The sequence below is a fragment of the Marinococcus halotolerans DSM 16375 genome (genome assembly GCF_000420725.1).
GTDB lineage: Bacteria > Bacillota > Bacilli > Bacillales > Marinococcaceae > Marinococcus > Marinococcus halotolerans.
In genome coordinates this window covers 41,371-57,712 of the sequence record NZ_ATVM01000016.1, presented here as the reverse complement: position 1 = coordinate 57,712, position 16,342 = coordinate 41,371, and the positions used below count along the sequence as shown (strand labels likewise).

General features: G+C 44.8%; 17 protein-coding genes. 10 read left to right on the top strand and 7 right to left on the bottom strand.

All coding sequences use genetic code 11. The features are described from left to right. Positions 1-68: 68 nt before the first annotated feature. On the top strand, positions 69-1,172 hold the full coding sequence (locus G548_RS0111805; protein ID WP_022794362.1) for an AbrB family transcriptional regulator: 1,104 nt from the start codon (positions 69-71) through the stop codon (positions 1,170-1,172). A gap of 46 nt (positions 1,173-1,218) precedes the next feature. Here the strand turns inward: G548_RS0111805 and G548_RS0111800 are convergent, their stop codons facing one another. Continuing rightward, entirely contained in the window at positions 1,219-3,165 is a 1,947-nt protein-coding gene (locus G548_RS0111800; RefSeq protein ID WP_022794361.1) for a DUF2075 domain-containing protein, read from the bottom strand. A 135-nt stretch (positions 3,166-3,300) separates the two neighbouring features. On the opposite strand from G548_RS0111800, the gene G548_RS0111795 reads away from it, so the two are divergent. After that, a complete protein-coding gene (locus G548_RS0111795; protein WP_022794360.1) occupies positions 3,301-5,028 on the top strand; it encodes a plasmid pRiA4b ORF-3 family protein in 1,728 nt (575 codons plus the stop codon). 204 nt (positions 5,029-5,232) lie between these two features. Here G548_RS0111795 and G548_RS0111790 read toward each other — a convergent pair whose 3' ends face one another. From G548_RS0111790 to G548_RS0111765, 6 genes are all read right to left on the bottom strand, one after another. Next, on the bottom strand, positions 5,233-5,415 hold the full coding sequence (locus G548_RS0111790) for a YjzC family protein (protein WP_022794359.1): 183 nt from the start codon (positions 5,413-5,415) through the stop codon (positions 5,233-5,235). Between the two features lie 141 nt (positions 5,416-5,556). Then, positions 5,557-5,946: a KGG domain-containing protein gene (locus G548_RS0111785; RefSeq protein WP_022794358.1), complete on the bottom strand. Its 390-nt coding sequence runs from the start codon at positions 5,944-5,946 to the stop codon at positions 5,557-5,559. Positions 5,947-6,390: 444 nt separating this feature from the next. Beyond that, positions 6,391-7,239 carry a YihY/virulence factor BrkB family protein gene (locus tag G548_RS0111780; protein WP_027847382.1) on the bottom strand — a complete coding sequence of 283 codons (849 nt, stop codon included), beginning with the start codon at positions 7,237-7,239 and terminating at the stop codon, positions 6,391-6,393. Between the two features lie 97 nt (positions 7,240-7,336). Then, complete coding sequence (locus G548_RS0111775; protein WP_022794356.1) at positions 7,337-7,642, bottom strand: spore coat protein; 306 nt, start codon at positions 7,640-7,642, stop codon at positions 7,337-7,339. Positions 7,643-7,655: 13 nt separating this feature from the next. Continuing rightward, complete coding sequence (locus G548_RS0111770; protein ID WP_022794355.1) at positions 7,656-7,856, bottom strand: hypothetical protein; 201 nt, start codon at positions 7,854-7,856, stop codon at positions 7,656-7,658. Positions 7,857-8,019: 163 nt separating this feature from the next. Next, on the bottom strand, positions 8,020-8,715 hold the full coding sequence (locus G548_RS0111765) for a Na-translocating system protein MpsC family protein (RefSeq protein ID WP_022794354.1): 696 nt from the start codon (positions 8,713-8,715) through the stop codon (positions 8,020-8,022). Between the two features lie 749 nt (positions 8,716-9,464). Here G548_RS0111765 and G548_RS0111755 point away from each other — a divergent pair. The 8 genes from G548_RS0111755 to G548_RS18070 all read left to right on the top strand — a co-directional run bounded on the left by G548_RS0111755 (position 9,465) and on the right by G548_RS18070 (position 16,326). Further along, positions 9,465-10,457, top strand: coding sequence for a potassium channel family protein (locus G548_RS0111755; protein WP_022794352.1), 993 nt, complete (start codon positions 9,465-9,467; stop codon positions 10,455-10,457). Between the two features lie 225 nt (positions 10,458-10,682). Next, positions 10,683-11,057 carry a DUF2512 family protein gene (locus G548_RS0111750; RefSeq protein ID WP_022794351.1) on the top strand — a complete coding sequence of 125 codons (375 nt, stop codon included), beginning with the start codon at positions 10,683-10,685 and terminating at the stop codon, positions 11,055-11,057. A gap of 20 nt (positions 11,058-11,077) precedes the next feature. Continuing rightward, positions 11,078-11,395: a DUF3243 domain-containing protein gene (locus tag G548_RS0111745; RefSeq protein WP_022794350.1), complete on the top strand. Its 318-nt coding sequence runs from the start codon at positions 11,078-11,080 to the stop codon at positions 11,393-11,395. A gap of 39 nt (positions 11,396-11,434) precedes the next feature. Further along, positions 11,435-12,262 carry a manganese catalase gene (locus tag G548_RS0111740; RefSeq protein WP_022794349.1) on the top strand — a complete coding sequence of 276 codons (828 nt, stop codon included), beginning with the start codon at positions 11,435-11,437 and terminating at the stop codon, positions 12,260-12,262. A gap of 63 nt (positions 12,263-12,325) precedes the next feature. Then, a complete protein-coding gene (locus G548_RS0111735) occupies positions 12,326-12,733 on the top strand; it encodes a CBS domain-containing protein (protein ID WP_022794348.1) in 408 nt (135 codons plus the stop codon). A gap of 350 nt (positions 12,734-13,083) precedes the next feature. Further along, positions 13,084-13,782, top strand: a complete 699-nt coding sequence (locus tag G548_RS0111730; protein ID WP_022794347.1) for a Na-translocating system protein MpsC family protein — start codon at positions 13,084-13,086, stop codon at positions 13,780-13,782. Between the two features lie 215 nt (positions 13,783-13,997). After that, on the top strand, positions 13,998-14,852 hold the full coding sequence (locus tag G548_RS0111725; protein ID WP_022794346.1) for a glycosyltransferase family 8 protein: 855 nt from the start codon (positions 13,998-14,000) through the stop codon (positions 14,850-14,852). 406 nt (positions 14,853-15,258) lie between these two features. Then, positions 15,259-16,326 carry an ATP-grasp domain-containing protein gene (locus tag G548_RS18070; RefSeq protein ID WP_022794345.1) on the top strand — a complete coding sequence of 356 codons (1,068 nt, stop codon included), beginning with the start codon at positions 15,259-15,261 and terminating at the stop codon, positions 16,324-16,326. Positions 16,327-16,342: the final 16 nt, after the last annotated feature.

Sequence of the window (16,342 nt, the reverse complement as noted above, 5' to 3'; positions counted from 1 at the left end):
GAAGCCTGGTGGTTTTTATGCTACAATCACTTTAATCTATGCTACTAATCAATAAAGAAGGTCTTTGTATGTTTTCTGACTCTACATGTGTGCAGCCGGCCTGGCTGCGCCTTTTTGTTACTGCAGCCGCTGCCTGCACCGGTGGCTTCTTCTTTTCCTTACTGAACATTCCTGTACCGTGGCTGCTCGGGCCGATGGCGGTCGTATTATTTCTTTCGAAGCTGCCCCACGCGCAGATGTACTGGCCACAGTCTTTTCGAAATACCGGGTTAATAATTGTCGGCTATACGATCGGCCTGGCGTTTACGATGGAAACCTTTTACCAGATCGGCTCCCAGCTGCCGATGATGATTGGACTGACGATGCTGCTTCTTTTGTTTTCCGGATTGATGGCCTTTGGGTTTGCTTCTCTTTCCGGGGTTTCCCTGCCTACGGCTTTGACCGGGAGCATTCCGGGCGGTCTGTCGCAGATGGTGACTCTTGCGGAAGAAGAAAAGCAGATTGATATTACGATTGTGACCTTTATGCAGGTGACCCGGATTATTTTAATAATGTTTTTAGTGCCCGTGCTTGCGGTGAGTCCGTTATTTACAGACGGAAATGCGGCGTCCGGGGGAAGCTCTGTGCAGGCAGCAGACTCCTGGGACGGCCCTTTTCCTTCAGCGCTTCTGTTTCTTGGCCTCTGCCTCGCCGCGGCCTGGACCGGACAAAAGCTCCGGCTTCCCACGTCCTATATGCTCGCTCCTATGCTTGTGATGATTGGTGTTACGCTTGCCGGATTGCAGGCGCCAGCCCTCCCGGTTGTCATAATGAACGGAGCCCAGCTGTTGATTGGTACCTACTTCGGTCTGCTGCTCCGGCCCGAACAGCTTCAGCATAAAGCAAGAATTGGAGCACTGACCATAACGGGCGGAGTCGTTCTGATCGCCGGGGCATTCAGTCTCAGTCTGATTTTGGAGCACATGCACCATGTTTCTCCTGCTACTGCCTTGTTAAGCCTAGCTCCCGGCGGCATGGACCAGATGGGCATTATCGGCCGGGAGGTAAACGCCGACATTTCCATTGTCATCTGCTACCAGCTGTTTCGCATTCTGTTCATATTTATAGCCGTGCCTCCAATACTTCGGTGGCTGTTTAAATGGATCAGAAAAAGAGAGGCATTGAAAAATTAAAAGTATCCCTCTGCCTTTTACCAGGGCGAAGGGATACTTTTTAGTGTTATTCATAGTCGGAATAGTTTTCAGCTACCTCCAGGTCCTTTTTGAAAAAGCTCTCCGGCTTGTACCCGTGCTCCGTGAGCGCCAGCCGTTCTTTAAAATACCGCTCAAGCTCCTTATCCGTGCAGTAGATAAAGCACCCTTTCTGTCCTCTCGTCATTAATGTCCGGTAGGTGTTCCGGATAATTTCGTCGGCAAGCTTTCCGGCTTTTTCCGGCTCCTCCTTCATCAGCTTTTTGATCCCGCGCAGCGACTGATCGGTTTTGGCCCGTTTCGTATAATCAGTCTGTACTTCGCCGTCCCGGTACACGAGGTCATTCCCGATAATGACGCCTACGTAATCGAATTCGAGCCCCTGGCACGTGTGAATACATCCCGCTTCTGTGACTGATCCTGCATCAATGGCCCACGTATTGGAGGTGTCGAGATTCCAGCTGATGCCAAAGCTATGCTCGGGAAGTGTAATGTCGTGCGCGTTCGAGTAAGCCCGCTCTTTTTTAGGCCACTCCCAGCAGTATCCGGCGACAAGCCTTGCTTTGTTATTTTGCTCATTCAACGAAGCAATCGTTTCGTACAAGGCATTCGGATCACTGAATACTCGAAAATCGTAATCGTTTCCCATGAAATGTTCATTGGCTGTTTCCCGGATACCGAGCGTATCATCTACCCAGGCCAGGTATCCGTCGGAGCCGTTGCAGCGGAACTGGGAAGCTAGCTTCATCCGGTGCAGGGCGCCTCCTGCCTGCTCAGTGAATGCTTCGATTTCCTTCGTCTTTCCCGCGTCCTTTAAGGTGACCCGCTGGTGCTCATCCATGAAAAATACTGCCAGCTTCGATGTATGGATGATTTCTTTCATCTGGTTTTCTCCGAGATTTTGAAACAAACCGGACTTTTCATTTAAGCGGTGGGCTTCATCTACGACCAGCACATCTAGTTCATCCTTCGGCCGGCCCACATAGCTGCCTGACCCCTTAAATAAATTATCAATATGGGTTTTACGGTAATCCTGTTTTAGTTTATTGGCATACACGTTTCGCGGCGCTGAATTTTTCGTTACATACTGGACAGTTTGATTTCTGTTGGTCAGCTCCACCAGCAGGTTAACCGCAAGTACCGATTTCCCCGTTCCCGGGCCGCCTTCAACGACGAGCACCTGCTTGGTATTCGTGCGTTTGGCTTCTTCTGCGAGCTGCAGCGCTGTTTCGTATACGACCTTCTGGTCATCAATCATTAGAAATTCATCGTTCCCCGCAAGCATGCTGTTCAGCGTATCCTGAAGCGATTTCGACGGGCGAATTTTCCCCTTTTCGATTTTGTAGATATTTTCCTTGTTATCCCCATGCGTCAGGTATTGTTTAATAAACGCGCGGAGCTTGCCGGCCCCTCCCTTTGCAAATACAGGAGCCTGGTCCACGTAATAGGTGTAGACATCATCGGTGAGCGGTTCATTTTCCGGCTGCAGCAGGTAGTTATGTAAATACGCGCACGGATGCAGTTCAATACGGTCCTTTTGTACATTTTCGTTATAATCTTTAATCAGAGACGCATATGACCAGGCCTGATAGGAAGGATGAGTTGTTTCCACTAGTCCGCCTCCCATTGCCGTTTTAACGATCGCTTCTTTCCCCGTAATTTTTTCCGCTTTGCTCCACTGCTTCAGCTCAACAATCACGATAGCGGGGTCGTTGTTATTTTTGCCCGATATTAAAAAGTCCACCCGTTTTGACGTATACGGAATTTTAAATTCAATAGCGACTCCGGCATTGTCCGGAATCTCGTCATCCATCAGCACCCGGTACATGTACTGCATCGAATTATCCCAGGACCTTACCTCTGATTGGTTAATTTTACCGACCTTAGACGTATAATTGCTGCATATGTTGGTAACCAGTTCATCGTGAAAAACATCCTCAAGAAATTCTTGTTTATTTGCTTCATAGACAATCAAGGCCAAAGCTCCTTTCAGCTGGCAAAATGAATACAGAATGATGCTGCTTTCTCTATCGTATCACGCAACAAAAGCTTTTCCTTTTCCTTAAATTTTTCTGCTAGACTATAGATACAATTTTAGGAGGTGACTATATTGAAACTACAGTTAAAGGTACGGCTTCTGGACACGAAGCCTCCCGTCTGGAGAAGATTTGAACTTCCTTCTTCGTTCACATTTTTTGATCTGCATAATTTAATTCAGGCAGCTTTTTTATGGGAGCAGAGCCACCTGCACAGCTTTCGCCTGCAGTACAGCAGCGATATAAAACATCAGGAGTACAAGAAAAAGATACACCATTTCGAAAAAGAATTTCTTGAGCCAATGAAAAGTTCCCGTGCCATGGATCAGGAGGAGTACCGGCAGATTAAGCAGCGAATGGCGCCGGACCGGCCTGCAGTATATGAAATTACGAGCATGGACTTTCCGGATATCGAAGAAAAACCAGGTGTGTTCGATGAACGACATGAAACGATCTTTGACTGGCTATGGAAAGAAGGGCTGAAGATTACCTATTTATATGACTTTGGAGAGGACCACGAGCACGAGGTTCTGCTCGAGCAAATCATAGCAGGGGAATCTGCCGACCCTTCTCCTGTATGTTTAAACGTGACAAAGCCAAACCCCCGTGCCGAGGTTTCTGACGAGGTATGGCGGACGCCGAAGGGGAATTTCAGCGAGACGAGGTTCCGTCATTACTTAAACGACCTACTTTACTTTATTGCAAATGCCGGTGCTCCGAAGGATGAGGACTGGGATAAACTTGTGCCGCTTCCCGGAATAAAGGAGAATGACCTCGCCACGCTGGCGGAGTGGGGGGATCTGCTTGATGCAGCCGGTGAGTTCGACTGGGAGGCCCCCTGGAAAGATATTGCCTCTGCCGACCTTTTCGGCTTCCTGCTTCCGGAAAGCGGAGAGCGTTTCATTGCCAGCGTGCTCGGAAATGAAAATGAAGTCTACGGGCTGGGACTCTACACCGGGGCTGCAGGAGAACAGGCGTTATACAGACAATTTTTCGACCCATCGTTTACTGCCGATGAACTGGAGGCACTGTTTTTATCATTTGATGATTTGGAGGAGTTAGAGCCGGGTGATCATAACATTATTATTCAGACCGGCTATGCCTTCTACGAGCATGAGCACTGGCCGACGTTCAGAAGGCTTAAGCCAGGAAGACCCCCACAGTTTTTAAAAGCGCATGAACTTTTTGCCTTCCTGCATATACTGCCGCTTATTCCAATGATACTGGATTATTTTGACTCCAATCCACGTGCCTTGAACGGAGCCGAAACGAATGTAATTCCTGTATTCGACGAGGGGGAGATCCGAAATTCCTATGAGAAAGTCCATAATGTACGCCTTGAGCCATTGTTTTCTATGGAGCCCGGTGCTCAAGGCCCGCCAACTGCCAGAGATTTCGCGTCCCCGGACAACACGTCCTTAGAGAAGCTTCCCATGCGCAACACTCATCTATACGGAGGGATATTCAAGGTGGAGTCCGTTACTCTCGGTAATTCCCCCTCAGGCTCTCCGGTTCATCCGTGGATCTGCATGTTTGTAGACAAAAAATCGGAACTGGTACTCTCTCATAATGTTGCCACCAGCCAGGAGGAGGCGTCAGAACAATTCCTGCAAAACTTTAACCAACTTTGCCTGAACACATTCCAGGGAGTGCCTAAATCGGTCACCGTTACCGGTTCTAAAGCAGCTACTTCCTTAAAACCGGCAATCTCACGTGTGCCGACTGTCATGCATACGAAAAAAAGAATTGCGGTGCTTGAAAATCTCGTGAATGATTTAATCAAACAGCTTTCACGATACTAACGAACCATGTGGTTCTTTTATTATCACATTTTTATTAATCAGCTTCTAAACCACTTGTTTGAATAGAAGCTGTTTATGAACATTTGCATGAAAGCAGGCGGTTTTTAGGGACAGTTATTCCGCTTTCCTTCTATAACGAAAAAACCGGACAGGAAGCTTTTATAGCTTCCTGCCCGGTTCATAATTCATCTATAATAAGCGCTCTTAGGAGGATTTCTCCCAGTAAGCTGCTTCATTTTCCGAAGGGGACGGTGGGAACTGGTCGCCTTCGTTTAGTTGAATCTCAGTATTATCACTGCTAGCGTTACTACCGTTCACAAGGCTTTTTACTTTATACGTGCCGCTCTCTGGAGCTTTTTCTCCGGTTTTAAATTCTTGATTTGCCATAATAATCCTCCTTAAATTTATTTTGTTGGTTAAAGTCCAAGTGTATAAATTGCTTTTCGGGCAATGATCTGTTAATTTAGAGTCATTCCCGGCATGCTTGTAGGGAAGCTGATACCGGGAACATTGCGACTCCAATACTGCTTAGCGGCGGTTGTTGGAGTCGCTGTTGTTATTGGAGCCGTTGCCGGAATTTTTTCCGCCTTTTTGACCGATCTCTTCATAGAATTCTTTATCGTGTTCTTCACTGGTGGTTTCGCCACCCTTTTGACCAATGTCTTTATAAAAGTCTTCACCGTGTTCCTCGCTGGTGGTCTCGCCGCCTTTTTGGCCGGCTTCGGAACGGCTCATCGTATTTTCGTTCTGGCTGGAGCTTGATTGTTGGCTATTGCTGCCGTTACCAGAATTTTCTCCGCCTTTTTGGCCGATCTCTTCGTAAAATTCTTTTCCATGTTCCTGGCTCGTTTTTTCGCCGCCTTTTTGACCGGCTTCCTCGCGGGTCATTTTGTTGTTGTTTTCGTTATTGTTTGCCATGATGCTTCATCCTTTCTGTGTTAATAATTAATGAAAATTTTCCAAGTGCAGTTTCGTGTTTTCCTTTTTCGTTACTGAAAACTACCGCCTCCTTTTCAATTCTCAAAATCCAGCGCTTTTCTGCATACAGTGCTACACCAAAGACCGTTCATACGGGAATCGCCTGATTTTTTCTCCAAAAACCATACAAAAAATAAGCCGGAAAGGGGACAGGACCCTTCACGACTTATTAGTAGGCATTTATCCCCTAATTACAGCCTTGCTGTATTCACTTATTGTTTCATCCGTATGCTGCTGACTGAAATCGAGCCTTTAGCCCGTTTTCTATAAATAAAGGTTCCCAGAAGATTTTTTCCTTAAACGTATTTCTTCATATATAAAGTATATTTTTTTATTCAGCTGATAGCAGCTCTAATTTTCTTTCTGGTGAGGCCTATATTAAAGCTACCCGCGGGCACTGTTTCTTTTTCTGGTCGTCCCAGTTTTCCGGCGATGAAAAATAACATTCATTTCGGCACCGATCATAAGCACTAATCCTGTCAGGAAAAACCATAATAGAAGTATAATGACCCCGCCAAGGCTTCCATATGTGGCTGAGTAATTTCCAAAGTTGCTTACATAAAAGGAAAAACCAAGCGATACAATTTGCCACAAAATTGCTGCGGTTAAAGAGCCGACCAGGATTTCCTTCCATTTTAACGTTTTATTTGGCGCGAACCGGTAAAGCAAAAGGAGCATTAATGTCATAACTATGACGGCAACCGCCCACCGGAGCACCTGAAATAAGATTTGTGTCTGTGCCGTAAGGCCGAGAATGGAACTAACCATGGATATTATGACGTTCCCAAATATCGGAAGCACCAGTGCCACAACGATGGTGAGAATCATACAGATCGTAAGCGCAATGGCAATCAGGCGCACCTTAATAAACGAACGCGACTCCTCTACGTCATACGCTTCATTGGAGGACTTAATGAATGCATTTATGCCATTGGAGGCAGACCAGAGCGCCCCCAGCAGACTGACTACAAATAAAATGCCGCGGGGCTCCTGTACCAGTGTCGTAATATTTTCTTCAAATAAAGAGGCAGTATCTGACGGAGCAATCGTGCCAATAAAACTGACTACAGAATTAGGATTTAAATTTAAAAATGGCAGAATCGTTAAAGCAAAAATAAGCAATGGAAATATAGAAAGAATGTAATAATATGCCTGAGCTGCAGCAAGCAACGGCACATTGTCTTCTTTGAATTCGGTTATCAGGTCTGAAATATATGGCTTGATTTTTTTCACACGTGTACGCCCTTTCTCCCAATATGATAATTTCACAAAAAACATAAGCCTGCAGAGAGAACAGTACGTCCTGGTGCAGGCTTATGTGCTGTTGGCATCAGCTGCCCTTTGTTGGCATTTCAAGTGCGAGATCTGCTTTTTTCAAGTCATGATCAATCTGTTCTTTCATATCGTACGCGTGATACATTTCATTTTCGATCATGAACGAAGCGATTTTCTGATGAAGATCGATGGCTTCGTTCAATTGTTTTTTGAGCACCTCGAGCACATCCGGGCTTGCCGTTTCGGTAATAGCAACAGCATAAGTGCGTACAGCCGATTTGGATGTGACTAACAGATCTGTAGCGATTACTTCATCATTGATCAAGTCTTTATTCGCAAGCTTATCTAAAATACTGCTCATCGTTTTTCCTCCTTTATAACTTTGATTTATTTAAAATATCTCTCAGCTCTTCTACTGCCTTCTGTGAAGTTTCTGCACTTTCTTCAAGCAACTGCTTTAATTGTTTATCTGTTGCGAGTCCCTGCATCATTGAAGCCTTCGCCGTCGCGGCCGCTTTAACCTGAAGAAGCTCATGTACTTCAATTATTTCGTGGGAAGCGTAATGTTCAGCCATTTTTTCCTCTCCTCTCCTTTTGGGTTATAAGCAATAAAAAAAGCCAGAAAAAGAGAAAATCTCTTTTCTGGCTTACAGGACAGCTGTAACTGTCTGTTGCTGCCGGTCCTATTTAGTTATCGCTCGTTGGTTATTTACCTTTCCGGCCAGCAAATGAAACATATTATTTTTTTGGCTGCACGATCAGTACAGCGTACCCTTTGTCCCCAGTGAAATGCCAGGCAACAAAAACTTCCGTGATTTTGCCATCAATAAACGTTTCCAGGCTTGCTTTGTGAATCATCCGCAGCTCCAGCGGCTTCTTTACTTCTTTTAATTCATTCGTATAGCCTGCTGCGATCAGCTCTTTCTCAATTTCAACAAACACGCCTGTCCTCTTAATAATAATAGTCCTTTCATTCAGCCAGAAAGACTCTGTCGTTGCCGGCACCTTCTGCCCCCACTCACTGAATTCAATAACTTTATCGTTGAAACGCTTGTGGTTCAAATGCTCCGGCCACTTGGCCTGGCATTCCGAGGTGTCTTCGGACATAATACCAAGGATAACCCCTCTTTTTTTATGGAGATCCCAATCAAAGTACATTTCCTGAATAGTAATCCCTGCAATAGCCTCCAATTGGGCACGTATTTCCGTCTGCAGCTGATCGAATAAGAGATCTCTCGTTTCTTCCACACGCTTGTTCTCATTTTGAGAAACCAGAATAGCCTCCATTGGTGCTAAAAAATCCCGTAAATGAATAACCAGGAAGGGATGTTCCAGCGTAACATAGACAGACGTGGGTCCTTTTCCGAAATTTTCTCTGATCAGTCTGCCAATGTAGCCTGCAATTTCTCCATGTTCATTTTTTGTCTCTTCCATCTTACTGGCCCCTTTTGAAAAACAAATGGTTATACAGTTTGGCGTTCAACTGCCACTTGCTCTTCTGAATATGTGTCTTTTTCGTCCGGCTTTCTCCTCCCTTCAACCGCTGTTTCAATAAGAAACGCTAGATTATTTTCACTCTTTACAGGTTTAAAAAACACAAAAAAACCACAGAGAAAAAATATCCCTGCAGCTTATTCATCAGCGCTAATTGTCTGATGACTTCCGCTCCGTGTGGCAGCAGGCCAATATTGGACCAACCTTCGCCTGTTTTTAAAAGCATACCAAAATAGGCAGGCACTGCCTGCTTTTTCCTCTACAGTCTTTTTGCCCCGCTGTCCATTATTTCTCTAATATGAATAACATCAGGCGGGAAAACAATACTACCGGGCAGTGCATTACTGGCGCTTTTGTCCAGAATGTTGACCACCATCAATAGGTAAAATCGTTTTTGTATGCTTTTCGTACGCAGACTTGTGACCACGCGTCTTCTCTATCATACTAGGTATATGCATTATTAACAACAAATACACATGTTCACTTTTTGCCGTAGAGCTTCTTTTATTTTTAGTTTACCTTCAGTATTGAATGGCTATATATGAGTAATATCTTTTATGAAACCCGGAAAATAGACAGAGTTAATGCTGTGTTATGGCCGGAAAAGGAACAGTTCCTTTTCCGGCCTTTTTGCTTTTCATTTAAATATTGTCTGTAAATTAAACGTTTATTACACAAGGGAGGTTTACATGCATCCTTTTTATCTTATTACTGGTATTCTGTTGCTGATGTTAACGATCATTGACCTTATATGGACGATCTTCTGGGTAGAACGGGGCGCCGGCCCCATTACCCGGCACCTGACTTCTGTATGCTGGCTGGCCTGGCGCAAAATTACCCGGGGCCGGTCCCGCTGGTTCAGTTTGTCTGGTCCACTGATATTGTCGGCCACACTTCTTTCCTGGATCCTCCTTCTCTGGCTCAGCTGGACGCTGATTTTTGTCGGAGGCGAAGCGGCTTTGACAGATACTCAAAACCGCGGATCGACTGATTGGGGTGATCAAATTTATTTTGTCGGCTACACGATGGTCACTCTCGGTATTGGCGATTTTGTCCCTTCTTCCCCGCTCTGGCAGGTGCTCACGATTCTTGTCAGCGCGAGTGGCATGCTGTTTATCACGATGAGCGCCTCCTACGTCATCTCTGTATTAAGTGCACTTAACCAGAAGCGCTCCTTTGCTGACAGTATTACTGGCCTTGGACCGGACAGTGTCTCTATTGTTTCTAAAGCTTGGAACGGACGCGACTTTACCAATTATGATCTGTTTCTTGTTACTTACGCTTCTCAATTAAGCACTGTAGCAGCCCAGCATAATGCCTACCCTATTCTGCATTATTATCATAGTGCGAACGAAGAAAAAGCGCTTACCAGGGCCGTTGCTTTATTTGATGACTCTTTAACTATTTTGACTTTTTCCGTCCCTGAACCATCCCGGCCAAACAGAGTGCTGCTCCACAATGCCAGGTCAAGCGTCCGAAGCTATATTGAATCTCAGGATTTTTCTTATATTCCTCAGGTGGGAAAGGCTCCTCCAGTTCCAAATTTAGCAATACTCCGGAGAGAAAATATTCCAGTATTTTCCGCACGCCACACCAGCCTTCAATTTTCTAAACTCGAAAACCGGCGCAAACAACTGTACAGAATTCTCCGATCCGATGCCCGAACGTGGCCTGAAAAATAAAAATTACAATCTAAAAACGTGTTCGTAGTGCTTTTCATGAAATAGCCTGGCAGTAAATGCAAGAAAAACGTTTGAGCAGAGAACTAATTGGTTATTGTATCACTAGAACATTATATTGAATGGTGAAAATAACCAGAATCACGCTGTGTTATGAACCAGAAAAAGAGGACATCTCTCTTTTCTGGTTCTTTTTTTATCCTGAATGGAAGGAGGTGAAAATACCAAATGCAGCATGCTTTAGCTTTTGCCCTGAAATTAGTGGCTATGACTGCGGTAGTCTGGGTAGTGATGGACCCTATTTTTGGTGTATTTTCTGTTTCCACAGCCATTATCACTGGGGTGGTGTTATCGGTGCTTTCCTACGGCGGTGACCTGATAATCGTCCCCCGGACGAAAAATTCAATCGCTGTGACTATTGACTTTATTCTTGTCGCTCTTGTCATTTGGATTGTTGGTATATCTGTTGGAGGGGCCGCAGGCACTTCCTTACTGGGAGCTTTGATCGTCGCATTGATTGCCGGTGTGTTTGAATATCCGTTTCATCAGTATTTGCTTCGAAAAGTTCTTCGACATCCTTACCAGACAGCAACTCATTCTTAAATCCTGAAAGGAGAAATAGTATGACAGAACCAAAAAAAGATGCTGAGCAGCACGCTGATTCTCTTTCAAACGAAGAAAAACAAGATATTCTAAACAGCTTTCAACGCTTTCAGGATTATCTTAAAAATAAAATTCACAAAGGCGAAAAAGTGGGCCTTGATGAAGAGCAGCTCGCAAAAGGAGCCGAACGTGTAGCAGATTATTTAAATAAACATCAGGAACCGGAGAACCCGGAAGAAAAACTGCTGCAGGAAATGTGGGATGTAGCAGATAAGGATGAACAAAGACATTTAGCCAGAATCCTGGTCCGGCTGGCAAAAGAGGAAGGGAACGATTAAAACGCTTACTCCAAACGAGTAAAAGGAGCGAAACCAATTATGTTTTTTCACCGTAAAGAGCTTCAGTTTCACGCAAAACCCGATCGTCCGGATCCTGTCTACGCCAAAAAACTGCAGGAGATTCTCGGCGGTCAGTTCGGGGAAATCTCTGTCGCGATGCAGTATATGTTTCAGGGATGGAATACTCGCGGGAACGATCAATATAAAGACATGTTGATGGACACTGGGACGGAAGAAATAGGCCACATCGAAATGATCGCGACCATGATCGCCCGGCTGCTTGACGACGCTCCAGTCGAAGAACAGGAAGCAGCTGCGAAAAACCCGGTCGTTGAGGCAGTCATGGGCGATATGAATCCGCAGCATGCCATCGTTTCCGGTCTTGGCGCTATGCCAAAAGACAGCAACGGAGTTCCCTGGAATGCCGGTTACATTGTAGCCAGCGGCAATCTTCTCAGTGACTTCCGGGCTAATCTTAACGCAGAATCCCAGGGTCGCCTGCAGGTCGCCCGTCTTTATGAGATGACTGAGGATAAAGGCGTTCGTCAATTGCTCTCCTTTGCGCTTGCAAGAGATACTATGCATCAGAATCAATGGGCTGCCGCCATTAAAGAGCTCGAGCAAAAAGAAGGGTTTACTGCCCCGTCCACAGTACCATCTCAATGGGAAGCAACCGAATTTTCCCATCAGCTGCTAAACTTCTCCGAAGGGGAGCAGAGTGCCGATCTAAACTGGCTGAAGGATAAAGCACCGAATGGCCATTCCTTTGAATATGTATCCAAGCCGAAGGCCCATGGCGGCAAGCCTGAGCTGAAGTCAGCTCCTGACTATATGCACAACACTCTTCCAGGTATGGATAAAGGTTAAGGTTATCAAAAACGAAAAAGTAGTATCTTTATTTATTAAAATCAGATGAAAGGTGTGTTACACATGCAGGTAAAAGAAATTATGGATTCCAAAGTAGACGTTTGCGAAAGCAGCCACAGCGTACAGGAGGTTGCCGGCAAAATGAAGGAATTAGGGGTAGGGGCCCTGCCAATTGTTTCTGATAACAAGCTTGTAGGTACCGTAACCGATCGTGATCTTGTTGTCCGCTACTTGGCAGACGGCAGCTCCAACGAAGAAATAAGCAGCTATATGACAACAGACCTTGTAGATCTTCACCCCGACACCGATGTACAGGATGCCGTGAAGTTAATCGCCCAGCACAGCGTCCGCCGTCTGCCCGTTCACGAAAATGGCGAGGTCGTCGGCATTCTCACCATAGGAAACCTGGCAGCTAATGAAAGCACAAAAGATGAGGCTCAGCGGGCATTTTTAGACCTGATGGAAGCTTAATCCCAACCGTTTTTCATAAAGAAAATCAGGAATCGCACTCCCTGGCTTCGTCTGGAACGTATAAAAAACTCTTCCTGCCGGCGTAGGAAGAGTTCTTCTATGGAGAAGTCACCATTCTATGTGCCTTCCATTTAATATATTACGCTTTTGTTACTTTAAAGTAAAAGAAAACGCATATATATTAGAATAAGCATTGCTTTATTATAATTTCAAAAATCCTAGTGCAATAATACAATTCAGTCATAGCCCTTTAGTTTCATTAATCCGGTAATGCGTATTTAAAAAGCTCGTTTGATAGTATAATGGTAATTAGTTGGGAAGAACCCCGCTTCTTAACAAAAGGAGACTTTATGGAACAAAAACAAACTGAAGCCCAATTGATTGCAGCTTATACCGGCAAGGCATTGAGGGATCACTTTGGAAAAGGGCCGGTAAACATTCACGTTTCCTATAAACGACCTTTTTTAATAATGTATGTTAAAGATTTTTTAGGACCAATGGAAAATATTCTATTACAGCAAAATGAAGAACAACGAGTAGCAAAATCCAGGGAATTCATTATGGATGACTTCTGCCCCCGGATTCAGCCGGATATTGAAGACATGATAAATGGTACGATTAAAGAATGGTACTTTGATTGGAATTTAGAAGCCCACAGCGGTATGATCTGGGCGGTGCTGGATGAAGAACCGTCGGGTAAGTTTTCCTGGCCCGGCCACCTCAGCCAGCGGGCCTTTGAAAGAAAAATCGTGAATCTGAGTATTAAAGGCCAGAAGGAGCCCGACTATACAAAGGCCTATTGGATTGACGAACGCTCGATAATGATTTACCGCTTCGGCGTTTTTGTCGAAATTGAGAAGGAACTTATCAAAGCCGGCTTTGAGGAGCAGCTTAAAATTGCCAAGCGCCCCATGGAACGGCGTTTATTCGGCGAAGAGCATATGGAGCCAATTTTGCAGCGGAAAATTACGGATGTATTCACCGACTGGGATTTTGAAGAGGATAAAGGATATATGATTCTTGCTTTGGAACCAGAAAAAAAGAGATAATCTGCCGGCCGGTATACCGATACTTTGGCTGGCTTTTCTTTTACGTTGTTCTGCACGTTTAAAGGAAACATAAATAAGGTATAAAAACAGTAGAAAGATATTTACAATTATAAAGTCATAGCGGCAGTAATGTTTTGAAAAAATGCGGAACATGAGCCGGAAAGGGAGAAGTTTCTCTCTTTTCGGCTCTTTTTTTATTTAACAGGAGGAATATTATGGAACAAAGCAATTACTATACCGTTACTTCAGCTGCTGACGATAACTATGCGGAGTGTCTGGGCGTGACGCTAATCTCTTTATTAAATAATACGGGCCAGGCCCGGCGCATCTCCGTGCAGATTATTGACGGAGGAATTTCAGCCGGAAATAAAGAGAACCTGCGGCAGATCGCTGACTATTTTCACACCAACATTAATTTTATTACGATCGACCGTTCCCTTTTTAACCATATATATTTGGCGGAGCATGAAGATTCCCATCACATTTCCGAAACCGCTTATTACCGTCTGCTGCTGCCTCATGTTATCGATCCCTCCATAGAGAGATTTTTATATATTGACTGCGACGCGATCATAAAAACAGATGTCACAGCACTTTGGGAGCAGGAGCTTGATGGTGCTGTCCTTGCCGCGGCAGAAAATTTTGGCGGTGTCGAGCGCCGCAGTGTCCTCGACATACCATACAGCTATGGCTACTTTAATTCCGGTATCTTAATGATAAATGCCCGGCAGTGGCGGGAAAGCCGTATTACAGAAAAAGTGGTTTCTTTTATTAAAAATAATGAAGACAAAATGTACTACCATGACCAGGACGGTCTTAATGCTATTTTATACAGCCAGCGTAAAGAACTGCACCCCCGCTGGAATACGATGACCAGTATGTTTACCGATAAGCTTCCGGCAGACCGTTACGGCAAAAAAGTAATTGAGGCTATCAGCAGTCCTGCCATTGTCCATTTCACCGGGCCGGCTAAGCCCTGGCATCTGGATTGTCCACATCCGTACAAGCACGAATACAAATACTATCTGATGTTTTTCCAGTCCATCGTACAAACTGTGCTGCCAAATTAACCATTGGCAAACGGCTGGTAAACCCTACAAGGAAGCAGGTGATACAATGAAGGCTACTGTAACTATCGTAACAGTATTAGTTATTGTATTTATTATGTATATTATTCTTCGCATATTCAGCTAGTATTCATATCAGGCTAAAGCTTCTCCCCCCTCTTCGTTTATTACATGTTTAGTTCTTGAAAAAAGATGGTATATAGTTATTGTTGTACAGCAATAACATTGGCAGCAATGTTTTGACGCAAAGCAAAACATGAGCCGGAAAGGTAACCACTGCCTTTTCGGTTCTTTTTTATGCAAATGGAAAAGTTTAGAAATAAATAAATGTCTTCCCTTTAAACACTGCTGTTGGAAATATCATCAGCCCGTAAGGCTGTAAACAATATATTTTAAACGGAGGTTTGTCATGAATGTATTATTGACTTCGGCCGCACGCCGGATAGACTTTGTACAATTTTTCCAGGAATCAATGAATGGATTAAATATTGAGGGGTCGGTCATTGCTACAGATCCTGACGCAGGAGCTCCCAGTCTGCAGCAGGCAGACAGAGCCTATATAACACCGCATCAGACGAATAAAAATTATTTAGATACGATCCTATCCATTTGTGAAGACGAAGAAATTAAAATGCTTGTTCCGTTGAATGACTGGGAAATTATAAAATTTGCTGAATCCCGTCATGAGCTTGAGAAGCTGGGCGTGGGGGTCTTTACCCCGGAAGCTTCCACTGTAGAAGCGATGAGAGATAAGCATCAATACCGGGAACTTCTTGGCAGATTTGGTGTGGCGGCGCCAATTTCTTATCTGACGGTCGACGAGGCAGCGAAGGGAATTGAAAACCAGGAGGTCAACTGGCCGCTGATCGTTAAACCCCGCAATGGGTCGGCTTCTGTCGGTATTAATATCGTTTCCACTGTTGAAGACATGCAGTTCGCTTACAAACAGGCAGTAGACGCGATCAAAAACAGTCCGATTGCCGATGATAGCGACCGGGATCCTGAAGACAATATTGTGATTCAGCAGGTCGTAGACGGGGAAAAATACAGTGTGGATATCGTCAATGACTTAGAGGGGAATTATTTAACCACCCTGGCTTTAAAGCAGCTCGAAATGCGCGGGGGCGACGTTGACAAAGCGATCTCTGTGAAGGACGAAGCGTTGATGGAAGTCGGAAGAAAGATTGGCGAAAACTTAAAACACGTCGGTTATATTAATACAGACGTGTTTTATGACGGCCATGACTATTATGTGATCGACATTAATCCCCGTTTCGGCGGCGGATATGCTCTTTCCCATGCTGCCGGTGCAAATATTCCTTCAGCTTATCTCGCCCTGGCGGCAGGAAAGGAACTTCATCCAGAATGGTTAAATGATAAAGAAAATATTGAACTGGCGCGGTATGACCGTGTCGTAAAAATCGATAAAAACAAAGGTATTCATACAGCTCCAGACGAAACGTCCTCGACCGTATAAACGATAGCATCCCTTT